Source organism: Streptomyces sp. NBC_00237 (assembly GCF_026342435.1).
Taxonomy (GTDB): Bacteria; Actinomycetota; Actinomycetes; order Streptomycetales; family Streptomycetaceae; genus Streptomyces.
In genome coordinates, this window is record NZ_JAPEMT010000002.1 from 1476264 (window position 1) to 1493922 (window position 17659).

4 protein-coding genes, 1 tRNA gene and 3 rRNA genes are annotated in these 17659 nt (G+C 65.1%); 1 reads left to right on the forward strand and 7 read right to left on the reverse strand.

Annotation, left to right across the window (positions count from 1 at the left end):
• Positions 1-192 precede the first annotated feature (192 nt).
• Complete coding sequence (locus OG897_RS20410) at positions 193-5706, reverse strand: HAMP domain-containing protein (protein ID WP_266658635.1); 5514 nt, start codon at positions 5704-5706, stop codon at positions 193-195.
• Positions 5707-5990: 284 nt separating this feature from the next.
• Here OG897_RS20410 and OG897_RS20415 point away from each other — a divergent pair, with 284 nt between their 5' ends.
• Entirely contained in the window at positions 5991-8630 is a 2640-nt protein-coding gene (locus OG897_RS20415) for a SpoIIE family protein phosphatase (RefSeq protein WP_266658636.1), read from the forward strand.
• Positions 8631-8702: 72 nt separating this feature from the next.
• Here OG897_RS20415 and OG897_RS20420 read toward each other — a convergent pair.
• The 6 genes from OG897_RS20420 to dapA form a co-directional block, all read right to left on the reverse strand.
• A tRNA-Thr gene (locus OG897_RS20420) sits at positions 8703-8775 on the reverse strand.
• Positions 8776-9108: 333 nt separating this feature from the next.
• Positions 9109-9225, reverse strand: a 5S ribosomal RNA gene (rrf, locus tag OG897_RS20425).
• 80 nt (positions 9226-9305) lie between these two features.
• A 23S ribosomal RNA gene (locus OG897_RS20430) occupies positions 9306-12431 on the reverse strand.
• Positions 12432-12726: 295 nt separating this feature from the next.
• A 16S ribosomal RNA gene (locus tag OG897_RS20435) occupies positions 12727-14251 on the reverse strand.
• Together the 16S, 23S and 5S rRNA genes with 1 tRNA gene alongside form the textbook arrangement of a ribosomal RNA operon.
• Positions 14252-14793: 542 nt before the next feature.
• The gene (locus OG897_RS20440; RefSeq protein WP_266658637.1) at positions 14794-16479 is read right to left on the reverse strand and encodes a ribonuclease J; all 1686 of its coding nucleotides are present in this window, start codon (positions 16477-16479) and stop codon (positions 14794-14796) included.
• 146 nt (positions 16480-16625) lie between these two features.
• Entirely contained in the window at positions 16626-17525 is a 900-nt protein-coding gene (dapA, locus tag OG897_RS20445; protein ID WP_266658638.1) for a 4-hydroxy-tetrahydrodipicolinate synthase, read from the reverse strand.
• Positions 17526-17659: the final 134 nt, after the last annotated feature.

Here is a 17659-nt window from a genome sequence, read left to right on the forward strand (position 1 = left end):
CGCCACACCCTGTCACCGCGATGTCACTGTGCACGTAGCAGAAACGCATCGGGAGACCAGAAGGTTCCCCGAATACCGTGCTCTCACACGCCGTCGGCCACAGTCAGTCAGCACGACTGCCCACGACTGCCCCCGGCCGACCGCGACATGGACCACCGTACGGTCATATGCCCGCCCGCGCGGCGTCGGGGCTCACTCCTCCCCGCGCATCCACTGTTCCATCACACCGAGCAGATGATCCGGGTCGACCGGCTTCGTCACGTAGTCCGAAGCACCCGAGTCGATGGCCTTCTCCCGGTCGCCCTTCATCGCCTTCGCGGTGAGCGCGATGATCGGCAGCCCGGCGAACTGCGGCATCCTGCGGATCGCCGTCGTCGTCGCGTAGCCGTCCATCTCCGGCATCATGATGTCCATCAGTACGACCGTCACATCGTCGTGCTGCTCCAGGACTTCGATGCCCTCGCGCCCGTTCTCCGCGTACAGCACCGAAAGGCCGTGCTGCTCCAGGACGCTCGTCAGCGCGAAGACGTTCCGGATGTCGTCGTCGACGATCAGCACCTTCTCGCCGGAGAACCCGAAGGTCCGCCGCTCCTCCGGTGCGCTCTCCTGCCCCTGCTGCCCCGCCCACGGCTCCTGCGGCGTGCTGCCGCTCGCCGCCTGAGCCGGCTGGCCGGGCAGCGCGGGCCGCTCTTCGGACTGGCCGAGCGCCTTGCGCCGCCTGCGGAACAGTCCGGCCGCGCCCGTCTGCGGCTCGTTGCGTACGACACCCAGGTGGTACGGCGGCAGAGCCGCGTCCGGGGTCCGGTGCGCGTCCTGGGACGGTGCCCTGCGCGGCAGTTCGAGCCCGCCGGGGCTGAGCTGCGGGTAGCCCTGCGGCGGCAGCTCGCTCGGGTGCAGCGGCAGATACAGAGTAAACGTCGAGCCGCGTCCCGGCTCGCTCGCCGCGTGGATCTCGCCGCCGAGCAGCCGCGCGATCTCCCGGCTGATGGAAAGACCGAGCCCCGTACCGCCGTACTTCCTGCTCGTCGTACCGTCGGCCTGCTTGAACGCCTCGAAGATGACCCGCATCTTGCTCGCCGCGATGCCGATGCCGGTGTCGGTCACGGAGAACGCGATCAGGTCGCCGTCGGAGTCCCGCAGCGACCCGGCCTCCAGCAGCTGCTCCCGGATCTCGTGCGGTACGTCCGCGTTGGCGGGCCGGATCACCAGCTCGACCGCCCCGGAGTCGGTGAACTTCACCGCGTTCGACAGCAGGTTGCGCAGCACCTGGAGGAGGCGCTGCTCGTCGGTGTGCAGCGTGGCGGGCAGCTCCGGGGAGACCCGTACGGAGAAGTCGAGTCCCTTCTCGGCGGTGAGCGGCCGGAAGGTCGCCTCCACGTAGTCGACGAGCTGGACCAGCGCGATGCGCGTCGGCGAGACGTCCATCTTGCCCGCCTCGACCTTGGACAGGTCGAGGATGTCGTTGATCAGCTGGAGCAGGTCGGAGCCCGCCCCGTGGATGGTCTCGGCGAACTCGACCTGCTTCGGCGAGAGGTTCGCGTCCGCGTTGTCCGCGAGCAGCTTGGCCAGGATCAGCAGCGAGTTGAGCGGCGTACGCAGCTCGTGCGACATGTTCGCCAGGAACTCCGACTTGTACCGCATGGAGACGGCGAGCTGCTCGGCCCGCTCCTCCAGGACCTGCCGCGCCTCCTCGATCTCGGTGTTCTTCACCTCGATGTCGCGGTTCTGCCGGGCCAGCAGCTCGGCCTTGTCCTCCAGTTCGGCGTTGGACTCCTGGAGGGCCTTCTGCCGGTTCTCCAACTCCTCGCTGCGCTCACGCAGTTGCTCGGTCAGCTCCTGCGACTGCTCCAGCAGGACCTCGGTCTTCGTATTGACACTGATGGTGTTGACGCTGGTCGCGATCAGATCGGCGATCTGGTTCAGGAAGTCCTTCTGGATCTGCGTGAACGGCTGGAACGACGCCAGCTCGATCACCCCGAGCACCTGCCCCTCGAAGAGCACCGGCAGCACGATCACATGCGCGGGCGGAGCCTCCCCGAGCCCCGACGCGATCTTCAGATACCCCTCCGGCGGCGTGAACTGGATGGTCCGCTTCTCCTCGGCGGCGGTGCCGATGAGGGTCTCCCCCGGCCGGAACACCGTCGGCATGGCACTCGGCGCGTACCCGTAACTCCCGCGCATCCGCAGCTGGTACGGGCTGTCCGCGTCCGCACCGATCTCCGTGCCCTTCGCCGCCGACGAGCCCGATGGCAGCGCCAGGAAGAACGCCCCTTGCTGCGCGGACACCACAGGCGTCAGCTCGCTCATGATCAGCGAGGCGACGTCGTCGAGGTCGCGGCGGCCCTGCATCAGACCGGAGATCCGGGCCAGGTTGCCCTTCAGCCAGTCCTGCTCCTCGTTGGCGAGGGTGGTGTCACGCAGGTTGGAGATCATCGTGTTGATGTTGTCCTGGAGCTCCTGGATCTCCCCCGCGGCATCCACGTCGATCTTCAGATTGAGGTCACCGCGGGTCACCGCGGTCGCGACCTTCGCCATGGCCCGCACCTGACGGGTCAGGTTCCCGGCCATCTCGTTCACCGACTGGGTGAGGTCGCGCCACGTCCCGTCGACGTCCCGCACCCGCGCCTGACCGCCCAACTGCCCGTCGGTGCCCACCTCGCGGGCCACCCGCGTCACCTGGTCGGCGAACGACGACAGCTGATCGACCATCGTGTTGATGGTGTCCTTCAGGTCCTGGATCTCACCGCGCGCGTCGATGTCGATCTTCTTGGTCAGATCGCCCTTGGCGATGGCGGTCGTCACGGTCGCGATCTGCCGCACCTGACCGGTCAGGTTGGAGGCCATCGAGTTCACCGACTCGGTGAGGTCCTTCCACGTACCCGCCACTCCCGGTACGCGCGCCTGGCCGCCCAACTCGCCCTCCGTGCCCACCTCGCGGGCCACCCGGGTCACCTCGTCGGCGAACGATGACAGCGTCGTCACCATGGTGTTGACGGTGTCGGCCAGCTCGGCGACCTCGCCGCGCGCCTCGACGGTGACCTTCTTCGTCAGGTCGCCGTTGGCCACGGCGGACGACACCCGGGAGATGTTCCGCACCTGCGAGGTCAGGTTGTTGGCCATCGTATTGACGTTGTCGCTGAGGTCCTTCCAGATGCCGGTCACCCCGCGCACCCGCGCCTGACCACCGAGGATGCCGTCGGTGCCCACCTCGCGGGCCACCCGGGTCACCTCGTCGGCGAAGTTCGAGAGCTGGTCGACCATCGTGTTCACGGTCGTGACGAGATCCAGGATCTCGCCCTTCGCGTCGACGGTGATCTTCTTGGACAGGTCGCCCTGGGCGACGGCCGTCGTCACCTCGGCGATGTTGCGCACCTGCGAGGTCAGGTTGTTGGCCATGAAGTTCACCGACTGAGTGAGGTCCTTCCAGGTACCGCTCACTCCCTGGACCTCGGCCTGACCACCGAGAATTCCCTCGGTGCCCACCTCACGGGCCACCCGCGTCACCTGCTCCGCGAAGTTCGAGAGCTGGTCGACCATCGTGTTGAGGGTGTTCTTCAGCTCCAGGATCTCGCCGCGCGCGTCCACGTCGATCTTCTGCGACAGGTCACCGCGCGCCACCGCCGTGGCGACCTGCGCGATGTTACGCACCTGAGCGGTGAGGTTCCCGGCCATGCCGTTCACCGAGTCGGTCAGGTCGCGCCACACACCGGCGACGCCGGGCACCTGCGCCTGCCCGCCGAGCCGCCCCTCCGTACCCACTTCGCGCGCGACCCGCGTGACCTGGTCCGCGAAGGCGGACAGCTGGTCGACCATCGTGTTGATGGTGTTCTTCAGCTCCAGGATCTCGCCGCGCGCGTCCACGTCGATCTTCTGCGACAGGTCGCCCCGCGCCACCGCCGTCGTGACCTGGGCGATCTGCCGCACCTGCGACGTCAGGTTCCCGGCCATGAAGTTGACGGAGTCGGTGAGTTCTTTCCACGTACCGCTGACGCCGTCGACGCGCGCCTGCCCGCCGAGCCGTCCCTCCGTGCCCACGTCCCGGGCCATCCGCGTGACCTGGTCCGCGAAGGCCGACAGCTGATCGACCATCGTGTTGACGGTGACCTTGAGTTCCAGCATCTCGCCGGACACGTCGACGGTGACCTTCTGCGACAGGTCACCGTTGGCGACCGCCGTCGTCACCTGCGCGATGTTGCGCACCTGCCCGGTGAGGTTGCGGAAGGCCGTATTGACGGAGTCCGTCAGGTCCTTCCACGTACCCGCGGCCCCCGGCACCTGCGCCTGACCGCCCAACTGCCCCTCGACGCCGACCTCACGGGCCACCCGCGTCACTTCGGAACCGAAGGACTGCAGCTGCTCCACCATCGTGTTGACGGTGTTCTTCAGCTCCAGCATCTCGCCGGCCACATCCACGGTGACCTTCTGCGACAGGTCACCGTTGGCGACCGCCGTCGTCACCTGCGCGATGTTGCGCACCTGGTCAGTGAGGTTGCGGAAGGCCGTATTGACGGAGTCCGTCAGGTCCTTCCACGTACCCGCGGCCCCCGGCACCTGCGCCTGACCGCCGAGCAGCCCTTCCCCGCCGACCTCGCTCGCGACCCGCGTGACCTCGTCGGCGAACGTACGCAGCGTCTCGGTCATCTGGTTGATCGTCTCGGCGAGCTGCGCGACCTCGCCGCGCGCGTTCACCGTGACCTTCCTCGACAGGTCACCACTCGCCACGGCGGTCGTCACCTCGGCGATCCCGCGCACCTGCGAGGTGAGGTTCCCCGCCATCAGGTTCACCGAGTCGGTGAGGTCCTTCCACACCCCGGCCACCCCGGGCACCTGTGCCTGCCCGCCGAGCTCGCCCTCGGTGCCCACCTCGCGGGCCACCCGGGTCACCTCGGAGGAGAACGACGACAGCTGGTCCACCATCGTGTTCACGGTGTTCTTCAGCTGGAGCATCTCACCGGCCACGTGCACCGTGACCTTGCGCGACAGATCGCCCTTGGCGACCGCCGTCGTCACCAGCGCGATGTCCCGCACCTGCGCCGTCAGCCGATACGCCATCGTGTTGACCGAGTCCGTGAGGTCCTTCCACGAACCGGACATCCCACGCACCTGCGCCTGCCCGCCGAGCTTGCCCTCGGTACCGACTTCGAGCGCGACCCGCGTCACTTCGTCCGTGAACGCCGACAACTGGTCGACGAGGTTGTTGACCGTCCGCCCGACCTTGAGGAACTCACCGCGCAACGGATGCCCGTTGCCCTCCTCCCGGGCCTGCGACCGCAGCTCCATCCGCTGTTCCAGGTCGCCCTCCGCCACCGCGGACAGCACCCGGCCGACCTCGGACACGGGCCGTACGAGGTCCTCCACGAGCGCGTTCGACGCGTCGATCGCCGCCGCCCAGGACCCTTCACACGCCCCGGTCTCCAGCCGCTCCGCGAGCTTGCCCTCCCGGCCGACCATGCGCCGTACCCGCGCCAGCTCACCGGTCAGATGCAGATTCCGGTCCGCGACCTCGTTGAAGACGGCGGCGATCTCCGCCATCACCCCGTCGCCGGAAACCGTCAGCCGCTTGCGGAAGTTGCCGTCCCGCATCGACACCAAGGCGGTCAGCATGCGGTTCAGCGCCGCCGTGTCCACCTCGGTCGTCCCATTGTTCCGGGACCGTCCGCCTTTTGTGCGCGTGCTCTTGCCCCGCGCCGCCACGCCAGACTCCACCGTGTCCCTCCCGCAGGGATCGACCGTACTTCCCAGGTCTTCGCTGGAAGCTTTCCCAGTCTTCCACCTTGTCGCACCGCCGTGTTCGACAGTCGGTGCGTGACGCCTCCGGCGTCAAATCGTTGAAGCGTACAGTCACCGCACCGCATCCTCCCTCCCGCGCACCCGCCTCGTACGTTCTCGGGACGCAGTGGCACAACGCCCCGCCCGACCGTCTAGCCTGGCAAAGGCGAATCGAAGCCGCGAGAAACGGGCACAGGACTCGGGGAAGCGACGAACACCACATGGGGAGTGCTGTGATCACGGCGCGGGCGGCGGCCACTTTCGACCCGGTCGGACGGTCGGTGGCGACTGCCCGGGCGTTCGTACGCGACACCCTCCAGGGCTGGGGGCATTCCGAGCTGGTCGACGACGCGGTCGTCCTCACCAGCGAACTCGTCACCAACGCGGTCGTCCACGCGGGCACCCAGGCCGACGTCCTGTGCCTGCGCACCGTGGAAGGCATCCGCGTCGAGGTCGGCGACCGCTACCCGGAGCGCGAGGTCCCCCTCCAGGGCACCGGCTTCAACCTCGGCGGCCCGGACCGCGAAGGAGGCCGCGGCCTGCTCCTGTGCGCCGCCCTCGCCTCCAAGTGGGGCGTCGAGTACACCCCGACCCAGAAACACGTCTGGTTCCAGCTCGACCTCCCCCAACGCCCGGTCGGCACCCGCGTCGCGGGCCCGGTCCTCCCCGACCAGCTGCTCCCCGTCGCCGACGGCCGCATCCGGGTCGCCGTCGTACAGATAGACCGCAGCGGCGCCATCGCCTCCTGGAACGAGGACGCCCAGGACCTCTTCGGTTACGCACCCGAGCAGGTCACCGGCAAACCCCTCACCGACCTCACGGCCTGGCCGCAGACCCCCGGCATCGGCACGGGCATCGCCGAGGCCCTCCAGATGTCCCGCTGGGAAGGCAGCTACGGCATCCGCGGCGAGGACGGCCGAGTCGTCCCCGTGTACGCCTCCCACCTGCGCGTACGCGACAACGAGGGCGAGCCCTCCACCATCTGCCTCCTCGTACGGGAAGTGGAACGCGCGGTCCTCCAGACCCCGCAGCGCCCCCCGTCCACGGACCCCACCGGCGGCTCCGTCACCGAGGGCCGGGCCACCGACCCCTTCGAGGTCTTCATCGGCTCCCCCGCCCCCGACGACCTGGACGGCCTCCTCCAGCGCACCGTCGAGCGCGCCCGCGACATGCTCGACGCCGACTCGGCCTTCCTCCTCCTCGCCACCGACGACGAAACGGAGCTGGAGGTACGGGCCACCACCGGCCTCCCCTCCGCCCGCCAGCGCTTCGCCCGCGTCCCCGTCGAGGCGGGCACCGGCAGATACGGCTCGGCCCGCATGCCCGCCGTCCACGAGGACCTCGTCGCCGTACCGGGCGCCGTACCCCTCCTGAACGGCACCGGCATGCGCTCCGTCGTCACCGTCCCCCTCAAGGTCGAGGGCCGCCTCACCGGTTCTCTCGGCGTCGCCGCCGAAGCCCCCAACCGCTACACCAACGAAGAGGCCCTGCGCCTCCAGTTCGCCGCCGACCGCATCGCGCTCGCCGTCGAGTCCGCCCGCCTCGGCGAACTCGAACGCCTCCGCCGAGGCTCCCTCTCCTTCCTCGTCGAGGCGTCCGACCTCCTCGCCGGCACCCTCGACCGTGACCAGACCCTCGCCCTCATGGCGCAGATGACGGTCCCCACCCTCGCCACCTGGTGCGCCGTCTACACGATCGCCGACCAGGCTTCCGACCCGTACCTCTCGTACGTCCTGCACGAGGACGAGGAACGCATCGACGGCCTCAAGGCCCTCCTCTCCCGGATCAGCCCGCCCGACCCGGTCCCCACCCCCGGCGCCCGTATCTGGAACGCCCCCGGCGAAGCCGCCCACCAGGCCGCTCTCCGCACCTCCATGCGCAGCCTCGGCCTCGGCTCGACCCCGCACCTGGGCTCGGGCATCGGCACGACCCTGGCGACGGCCGCAGCCGTCGGCGGCGAAACCGTCGTCCTCCCCCTCGTCGCCCGCAACCGCGTCATCGGCATGCTGACCCTGGGCAAGCCCACCGACGACCACTTCCGCCAGGAGATCCTCGAACTCGCCGAGGACCTCTCCCGCCGCGCCGCCCTCGCCCTGGACAACGCGCGTCTGTACTCGGAGCGCATGGCCATCAGCCAGTCCCTCCAGCGCAGCCTGCTCCCCCCGGAGCGCCCGCACGTCCCGGGCATGGAGGTCGAGGTCATCTACCGCGCGGCGGGCGAGGGCAACGAGGTCGGAGGCGACTTCTACGACATCTTCCCGATCCGCGACGGCGCGTACGGCTTCGCCATCGGCGACGTCTGCGGTACGGGCCCCCAGGCGGCGGCAGTCACCGGCCTCGCCCGCCACGCCCTGCGCCTGCTCGCCCGCGAGGGCTTCGGCGGCCCCGCCGTCCTGGAGCGCCTCAACGCGGCCATCCTCGACGAGGGCGAACGCAGCCGCTTCCTCACCCTCCTCTACGGCGAGTTGTGGCCCCAGGAGGACGGCAGCTCCATCCTCAAGCTGGTCTGCGCGGGCCACCCCCTCCCGCTCCGCCTGCGCCAGGACGGCACGGTCACCCCCGCCGCCGAACCCCAGCCCCTCCTCGGCGTCATGGAGGACCTGGAGCTCTACGAGGAGACCCTCACCCTCTACCCCGGCGACGTCCTCCTCTGCGTCACGGACGGCATCACCGAACGCCGCGAGGGCACCCGCATGCTCGGCGACGACGGCCTGGCCGAAGTCCTCGCAGGCTGTACGGGCCTGACGGCGGGTGCCATCGCCGCTCGCGTCCTGCGCACCGTGGAACGCTTCGCCGCAGAGCCCGCCTCGGACGACATGGCCATCCTCGCCATGCGCGTCCCGGAACCCCTGAAGAACTGACCCGTGCCCCCCCCGGGGCACGCACACACGCAAAAGGCCCCCCGCCTGTTGGCGGGGGGCCTTTCTTTGCTGAGCCCCCATGCGGAATCGAACCGCAGACCTTCTCCTTACCATGGAGACGCTCTACCGACTGAGCTATAGGGGCCTCGTTGCGCTTCGCTTCGCTGTTTCGCTCTGCTCTGCGGCAACGAGATAGATCATACCCATAAAAAGTCAGAACTCCGAACCACCCGTTCCCCTGGACCGCCGGGGCCGCCCCTGCCCCGACGCCGCCGCTCTCCAACGCCCCCTCCACATGACCTGGAAGGCCCAGCAGAGCGTCTGCCGCGCGCACGCCCCTCCCCGGCGCGCTCCCCTTCTAAGAACCTCGCCGTGGAGGCTCCCGAAGCCTTCGCCGCGGTAACCCCGGAGAGAAGCCCCCTTAAACGCAGAAATGCCCCGTACCGGTCTCCCGGTACGGGGCATTTCCACAATGATTGTTCGGCGGCGTCCTACTCTCCCACAGGGTCCCCCCTGCAGTACCATCGGCGCTGAAAGGCTTAGCTTCCGGGTTCGGAATGTAACCGGGCGTTTCCCTAACGCTATGACCACCGAAACACTATGAAATTTGAACACCTGGCTGTAAACACAGGACTGTTCGTTATTTCAGAACTAACACAGTGGACGCGAGCAACTGAGGACAAGCCCTCGGCCTATTAGTACCAGTCAGCTCCACCCGTTACCGGGCTTCCACATCTGGCCTATCAACCCAGTCGTCTACTGGGAGCCTTAACCCCTCAAAGGGGGTGGGAATACTCATCTCGAAGCAGGCTTCCCGCTTAGATGCTTTCAGCGGTTATCCTTTCCGAACGTAGCCAACCAGCCATGCCCTTGGCAGGACAACTGGCACACCAGAGGTTCGTCCGTCCCGGTCCTCTCGTACTAGGGACAGCCCTTCTCAATATTCCTACGCGCACAGAGGATAGGGACCGAACTGTCTCACGACGTTCTAAACCCAGCTCGCGTACCGCTTTAATGGGCGAACAGCCCAACCCTTGGGACCGACTCCAGCCCCAGGATGCGACGAGCCGACATCGAGGTGCCAAACCATCCCGTCGATATGGACTCTTGGGGAAGATCAGCCTGTTATCCCCGGGGTACCTTTTATCCGTTGAGCGACAGCGCTTCCACAAGCCACTGCCGGATCACTAGTCCCGACTTTCGTCCCTGCTCGACCCGTCGGTCTCACAGTCAAGCTCCCTTGTGCACTTACACTCAACACCTGATTGCCAACCAGGCTGAGGGAACCTTTGGGCGCCTCCGTTACTCTTTAGGAGGCAACCGCCCCAGTTAAACTACCCATCAGACACTGTCCCTGATCCGGATCACGGACCTAGGTTAGACATCCAGCACGACCAGAGTGGTATTTCAACGGCGACTCCACCATGACTGGCGTCACAGCTTCACAGTCTCCCACCTATCCTACACAAGCCGAACCGAACACCAATATCAAACTGTAGTAAAGGTCCCGGGGTCTTTCCGTCCTTCTGCGCGAAACGAGCATCTTTACTCGTAGTGCAATTTCACCGGGCCTATGGTTGAGACAGTCGAGAAGTCGTTACGCCATTCGTGCAGGTCGGAACTTACCCGACAAGGAATTTCGCTACCTTAGGATGGTTATAGTTACCACCGCCGTTTACTGGCGCTTAAGTTCTCAGCTTCGCAACCCCGAAAGATCACTAACCGGTCCCCTTAACGTTCCAGCACCGGGCAGGCGTCAGTCCGTATACATCGCCTTACGGCTTCGCACGGACCTGTGTTTTTAGTAAACAGTCGCTTCTCGCTGGTCTCTGCGGCCACCCCCAGCTCAAGCAGCAAGTGCTATCACTAGTGATGGCCCCCCTTCTCCCGAAGTTACGGGGGCATTTTGCCGAGTTCCTTAACCATAGTTCACCCGAACGCCTCGGTATTCTCTACCTGACCACCTGAGTCGGTTTAGGGTACGGGCCGCCATGAAACTCGCTAGAGGCTTTTCTCGACAGCATAGGATCATCCACTTCACCACAATCGGCTCGGCATCAGGTCTCAGCCTTAATGTGTGACGGATTTGCCTATCACACGGCCTACACCCTTACCCCGGGAACTACCACCGCCCGGGTTGGACTACCTTCCTGCGTCACCCCATCGCTTACCTAGTACAGATCCGGGTCACCGGCTCCACCACTTTCCTTTCCCCGAAGGGTCCGGAACGGCTTCACGGGCTTAGCATCGTCTGATTCAGTATTGGGCGTTTCAAAGCGGGTACCGGAATATCAACCGGTTGTCCATCGACTACGCCTGTCGGCCTCGCCTTAGGTCCCGACTTACCCTGGGCAGATCAGCTTGACCCAGGAACCCTTAGTCAATCGGCGCACACGTTTCTCACGTGTGTATCGCTACTCATGCCTGCATTCTCACTCGTGAACCGTCCACAACTCGCTTCCGCGGCTGCTTCACCCGGCACACGACGCTCCCCTACCCATCCCAGCCCCCGTTGGGGGTATGTGCTGGAATGACACGACTTCGGCGGTACGCTTGAGCCCCGCTACATTGTCGGCGCGGAATCACTTGACCAGTGAGCTATTACGCACTCTTTCAAGGGTGGCTGCTTCTAAGCCAACCTCCTGGTTGTCTCTGCGACTCCACATCCTTTCCCACTTAGCGTACGCTTAGGGGCCTTAGTCGATGCTCTGGGCTGTTTCCCTCTCGACCATGGAGCTTATCCCCCACAGTCTCACTGCCGTGCTCTCACTTACCGGCATTCGGAGTTTGGCTAAGGTCAGTAACCCGGTAGGGCCCATCGCCTATCCAGTGCTCTACCTCCGGCAAGAAACACACGACGCTGCACCTAAATGCATTTCGGGGAGAACCAGCTATCACGGAGTTTGATTGGCCTTTCACCCCTAACCACAGGTCATCCCCCAGGTTTTCAACCCTGGTGGGTTCGGTCCTCCACGAAGTCTTACCTCCGCTTCAACCTGCCCATGGCTAGATCACTCCGCTTCGGGTCTAGAGCGTGCAACTCAATCGCCCTATTCGGACTCGCTTTCGCTACGGCTTCCCCACACGGGTTAACCTCGCTACACACCGCTAACTCGCAGGCTCATTCTTCAAAAGGCACGCAGTCACGACTGCCATTCCGAAGAATGACAGCGACGCTCCCACGGCTTGTAGGCACACGGTTTCAGGTACTATTTCACTCCGCTCCCGCGGTACTTTTCACCATTCCCTCACGGTACTATCCGCTATCGGTCATCAGGGAATATTTAGGCTTAACGGGTGGTCCCGCCAGATTCACACGGGATTTCTCGGGCCCCGTGCTACTTGGGTGTCTCTCAAACGAGCCGTTGATGTTTCAGCTACGGGGGTCTTACCCTCTACGCCGGACCTTTCGCATGTCCTTCGCCTACACCAACGGTTTCTGACTCGTCTCACGTCCGGCAGAACGTGAAAGAGAGATCCCACAACCCCGCATGCGCAACCCCTGCCGGGTATCACACGCATACGGTTTGGCCTCATCCGGTTTCGCTCGCCACTACTCCCGGAATCACGGTTGTTTTCTCTTCCTGCGGGTACTGAGATGTTTCACTTCCCCGCGTTCCCTCCACATACCCTATGTGTTCAGGTATGGGTGACAGCCCATGACGACTGCCGGGTTTCCCCATTCGGACACCCCCGGATCAAAGCTCGGTTGACAGCTCCCCGGGGCCTATCGTGGCCTCCCACGTCCTTCATCGGTTCCTGATGCCAAGGCATCCACCGTGTGCCCTTAAAAACTTGGCCACAGATGCTCGCGTCCACTGTGCAGTTCTCAAACAACGACCAGCCACCCATCACCCCGCTCCGAAGAACGAGTGCACTGGGACCGGCACTGAAGTACAGCCTCACGGCCGTGCCTTCAGACACCCAACAGCGTGCCCGACCCGATTCCATGAGATGCACGTTCCACGCCGAAGCAGTACTTGTGTCCCTCACCGAACCGTGCCGAATAGTCAACGTTCCACCCATGAGCAACCACCGCCGGACATTTGCCGACGAAATGGTCTCTGGACACCAGTGGTGTCTAGATGCTCCTTAGAAAGGAGGTGATCCAGCCGCACCTTCCGGTACGGCTACCTTGTTACGACTTCGTCCCAATCGCCAGTCCCACCTTCGACAGCTCCCTCCCACAAGGGGTTGGGCCACCGGCTTCGGGTGTTACCGACTTTCGTGACGTGACGGGCGGTGTGTACAAGGCCCGGGAACGTATTCACCGCAGCAATGCTGATCTGCGATTACTAGCAACTCCGACTTCATGGGGTCGAGTTGCAGACCCCAATCCGAACTGAGACCGGCTTTTTGAGATTCGCTCCGCCTCACGACATCGCAGCTCATTGTACCGGCCATTGTAGCACGTGTGCAGCCCAAGACATAAGGGGCATGATGACTTGACGTCGTCCCCACCTTCCTCCGAGTTGACCCCGGCAGTCTCCTGTGAGTCCCCACCACCCCGAAGGGCGTGCTGGCAACACAGAACAAGGGTTGCGCTCGTTGCGGGACTTAACCCAACATCTCACGACACGAGCTGACGACAGCCATGCACCACCTGTATACCGACCACAAGGGGGCACCATCTCTGATGCTTTCCGGTATATGTCAAGCCTTGGTAAGGTTCTTCGCGTTGCGTCGAATTAAGCCACATGCTCCGCTGCTTGTGCGGGCCCCCGTCAATTCCTTTGAGTTTTAGCCTTGCGGCCGTACTCCCCAGGCGGGGAACTTAATGCGTTAGCTGCGGCACCGACGACGTGGAATGTCGCCAACACCTAGTTCCCAACGTTTACGGCGTGGACTACCAGGGTATCTAATCCTGTTCGCTCCCCACGCTTTCGCTCCTCAGCGTCAGTAATGGCCCAGAGATCCGCCTTCGCCACCGGTGTTCCTCCTGATATCTGCGCATTTCACCGCTACACCAGGAATTCCGATCTCCCCTACCACACTCTAGCCTGCCCGTATCGAATGCAGACCCGGGGTTAAGCCCCGGGCTTTCACATCCGACGTGACAAGCCGCCTACGAGCTCTTTACGCCCAATAATTCCGGACAACGCTCGCACCCTACGTATTACCGCGGCTGCTGGCACGTAGTTAGCCGGTGCTTCTTCTGCAGGTACCGTCACTTGCGCTTCTTCCCTGCTGAAAGAGGTTTACAACCCGAAGGCCGTCATCCCTCACGCGGCGTCGCTGCATCAGGCTTTCGCCCATTGTGCAATATTCCCCACTGCTGCCTCCCGTAGGAGTCTGGGCCGTGTCTCAGTCCCAGTGTGGCCGGTCGCCCTCTCAGGCCGGCTACCCGTCGTCGCCTTGGTAGGCCATTACCCCACCAACAAGCTGATAGGCCGCGGGCTCATCCTTCACCGCCGGAGCTTTTAACCCCCGCCCATGCAGGCAGGAGTGTTATCCGGTATTAGACCCCGTTTCCAGGGCTTGTCCCAGAGTGAAGGGCAGATTGCCCACGTGTTACTCACCCGTTCGCCACTAATCCACCCCGAAGGGCTTCATCGTTCGACTTGCATGTGTTAAGCACGCCGCCAGCGTTCGTCCTGAGCCAGGATCAAACTCTCCGTGAATGTTTACCCGTGATCGGGTGAACACATCGGAAGAGCGGAACAGCCACCATCGGAATAAGACGGTGTGTTCCTGCGTCCTCGCTAGTGTTTGCCTGCTTGCCGCATGGGCCAGCAGGACTTCAAAGGAACCTCAACTTGCCGAAGCAAGTCGGGGTATCAACATATTTGGCGTTGACTTTTGGCACGCTGTTGAGTTCTCAAGGAACGGACGCTTCCTTTGTACTCACCCTCGCGGGCTTTCCTCCGGACGTTTCGTTCGGTGTTTCTTGTTTTGCTTTGTTCTTGCGTTTCCGACTCTATCAGACTGTTTCCAGTGCCGATTTCCTCGGTGCTTTCCAGGTTCTTCGCTTTCGCGTTTTCCCTTTCCGGCGGTTCCGACTTTATCAGAAGTTCTGAGTCGGAATTTCCACCCGCCTCGGGGCAGACAGACACGCGAACGTGCGCTGCTTCCCGTTGAGGTGGAGTCGTAAACGTACTGGAGCGGGGTGCCCCGATGCAAATCGAGGTGCCCCGCTCCAGGAGATGAGGTAGTGAGACCTCGGTCAGACCTCGACGACGACCGGAAGGATCATCGGGCGACGGCGGTAGGTGTCGGACACCCACTTGCCCACCGAACGGCGGATGAGCTGCTGGATCTGGTGCGCTTCCATCACTCCGTCGGCCGCCGAGCGGAGGAGGGACTCCTCGATCTTCGGCGTGACGGCGTTGAACGCGGCGTCGTCGATGCCGGAGCCGCGGGCGTGGAAGGTCGGGCCGCCGACGATCTTGCCGGTGGAGCTGTCGACCACGACGAAGACCGAGATGAAGCCCTCGTCGCCGAGGATGCGGCGGTCCTTGAGGTGGGTCTCCGTGACATCGCCGACGGAAAGGCCGTCGACGTACACGTAACCGGCCTGGACCTTGCCGACGATCTTGGCGCGGCCGTCGATCAGGTCGACCACCACGCCGTCCTCGGCGATGACGATGTGGTCCTTGCGGACGCCGGTGAGGGCGCCCAGCTCGGCGTTGGCGCGCAGGTGGCGCCATTCGCCGTGGACCGGCATCAGGTTCTTCGGCTTGCAGATGTTGTAGAAGTACAACAGCTCGCCGGCCGAGGCGTGGCCCGAGACGTGCACCTTGGCGTTGCCCTTGTGGACGACGTTGGCGCCCCAGCGGGTCAGGCCGTTGATGACGCGGTAGACCGCGTTCTCGTTGCCCGGGATGAGGGACGAGGCCAGGATGACCGTGTCGCCGGGGACGATGCGGATCTGGTGGTCGCGGTTGGCCATCCGGGAGAGGGCGGCCATCGGCTCGCCCTGCGAGCCGGTGCAGACGAGAACCACTTCTTCGTCCGGCAGGTCGTCGAGGGTCTTCACGTCGACGACCAGACCGCCGGGGACCTTCAGGTAGCCGAGGTCGCGGGCGATGCCCATGTTGCGGACCATCGAGCGGCCGACGAAGGCGACGCGGCGGCCGTACTCGTGGGCGGCGTCCAGGATCTGCTGGATGCGGTGCACGTGGCTGGCGAAGCTCGCGACGATGATGCGCTTCTCGGCGCTCGCGAAGACGTTCCGCAGCACGTTGGAGATGTCGCGCTCGGGCGGGACGAAGCCGGGAACCTCGGCGTTCGTGGAGTCCGAGAGGAGGAGGTCGATGCCCTCTTCGCTCAGACGCGCGAAGGCGTGCAGGTCGGTGAGGCGACCGTCCAGCGGGAGCTGGTCCATCTTGAAGTCGCCGGTGCAGACGACCATGCCCGCGGGGGTACGGATGGCGACGGCCAGCGCGTCCGGGATGGAGTGGTTGACCGCGACGAACTCGCAGTCGAAGGGGCCGAGCCGCTCGCGCTCGCCCTCGGCGACTTCGAGGGTGTACGGGCGGATGCGGTGCTCCTGGAGCTTCGCCTCGATCAGGGCGAGGGTCAGCTTGGAGCCGATCAGCGGGATGTCCGGCTTGAGGCGCAGGAGGTAGGGAACGCCTCCGATGTGGTCCTCGTGGCCGTGGGTCAGGACGATGCCCTCGATGTCGTCGAGGCGGTCCTTGATCGAGGTGAAGTCCGGCAGGATCAGGTCGATGCCGGGCTGCTCCTCCTCGGGGAAGAGGACGCCGCAGTCGACGACGAGGAGGCGACCGTCGAATTCGAAGACGGTCATGTTGCGGCCGATCTCGCCGAGACCGCCCAACGGGGTGACGCGGAGGCCGCCCTTGGCCAGCTTCGGGGGGGCGCCGAGTTCGGGGTGCGGATGACTCAAAAGACTCTCCTTACCACGCGCGCCACGGAGCTCTGAGGAGTGTGGCGTGCATGTCATGACGTGCGCGGACGGCACGTGTGGGGGTGGGATGGGGGGCGTTCGCCCGGTGGTGCTCGGTGGTGCTTGTTCAGTTGTGAAGTCTGTGTTTAAAGCTGTACCCCGCCGGCGGCGAGATCGATCTTGAGCTGGTGGGTCTCGTCCGGGGAGAGCTCGACCAGGGGGAGGCGGAGCGGACCTGCGGGCAGGCCCTGGAGGGCGAGCGCGGCCTTGGTGGTGATGACGCCCTGGGTGCGGAACATGCCGGTGAAGACCGGGAGGAGTTTCTGGTGGAGTTCCGTGGCCTTCTGGACGTCACCGGTGAGGTGCGCGTCGAGGAGGCTGCGGAGTTCCGGGGTGACGACGTGACCGACGACGGAGACGAAGCCGCAGGCGCCGACGGAGAGCAGGGGGAGGTTGAGCATGTCGTCGCCGGAGTACCAGGCGAGGCCGGAGCGGGCGATGGCCCAGCTGGCGCGGCCCAGGTCGCCCTTGGCGTCCTTGTTGGCGACGATCCGGGGGTGCTCGGCGAGGCGGACGATCGTCTCGGTGTTGATCGGGACGCCGCTGCGGCCGGGGATGTCGTACAGCATCACCGGGAGCCCGGTGGCGTCGGCGATGGCGGTGAAGTGCCGGTACAGGCCCTCCTGCGGGGGCTTGTTGTAGTACGGCGTCACCGCGAGGAGGCCGTGGGCGCCGACCTGCTCGGCGGCGCGGGCCAGCTCAAGGCTGTGGTGGGTGTTGTTGGTGCCGACTCCGGCGATGACGTGGGCGCGGTCGCCGACCGCTTCCAGTACAGCCCGTACGAGGTCGTTTTTCTCCGCGTCACTGGTGGTCGGGGACTCGCCGGTGGTGCCGTTGACGACGAGACCGTCGTTGCCTGCGTCCACCAGATGGGTGGCGAGCCGCTGTGCGCCGTCGAGGTCGAGTGCGCCGTCCGCCGTGAAGGGCGTGACCATGGCGGTGAGGACCCGCCCGAAGGGGGTCTGCGGAGTGGAGATCGGAGCCATGGGTAACACGCTACTCGCTGCTCAGCGCGGGGTGTCCCCTCGGGGGGACAGCTGGGAGGGGGGAACTGGGGGGAAGTGGACACCGGCACTGCCTGCTCGGGGGTTCAGGCAGTGCCGGGTCCGTTTGATCAGCC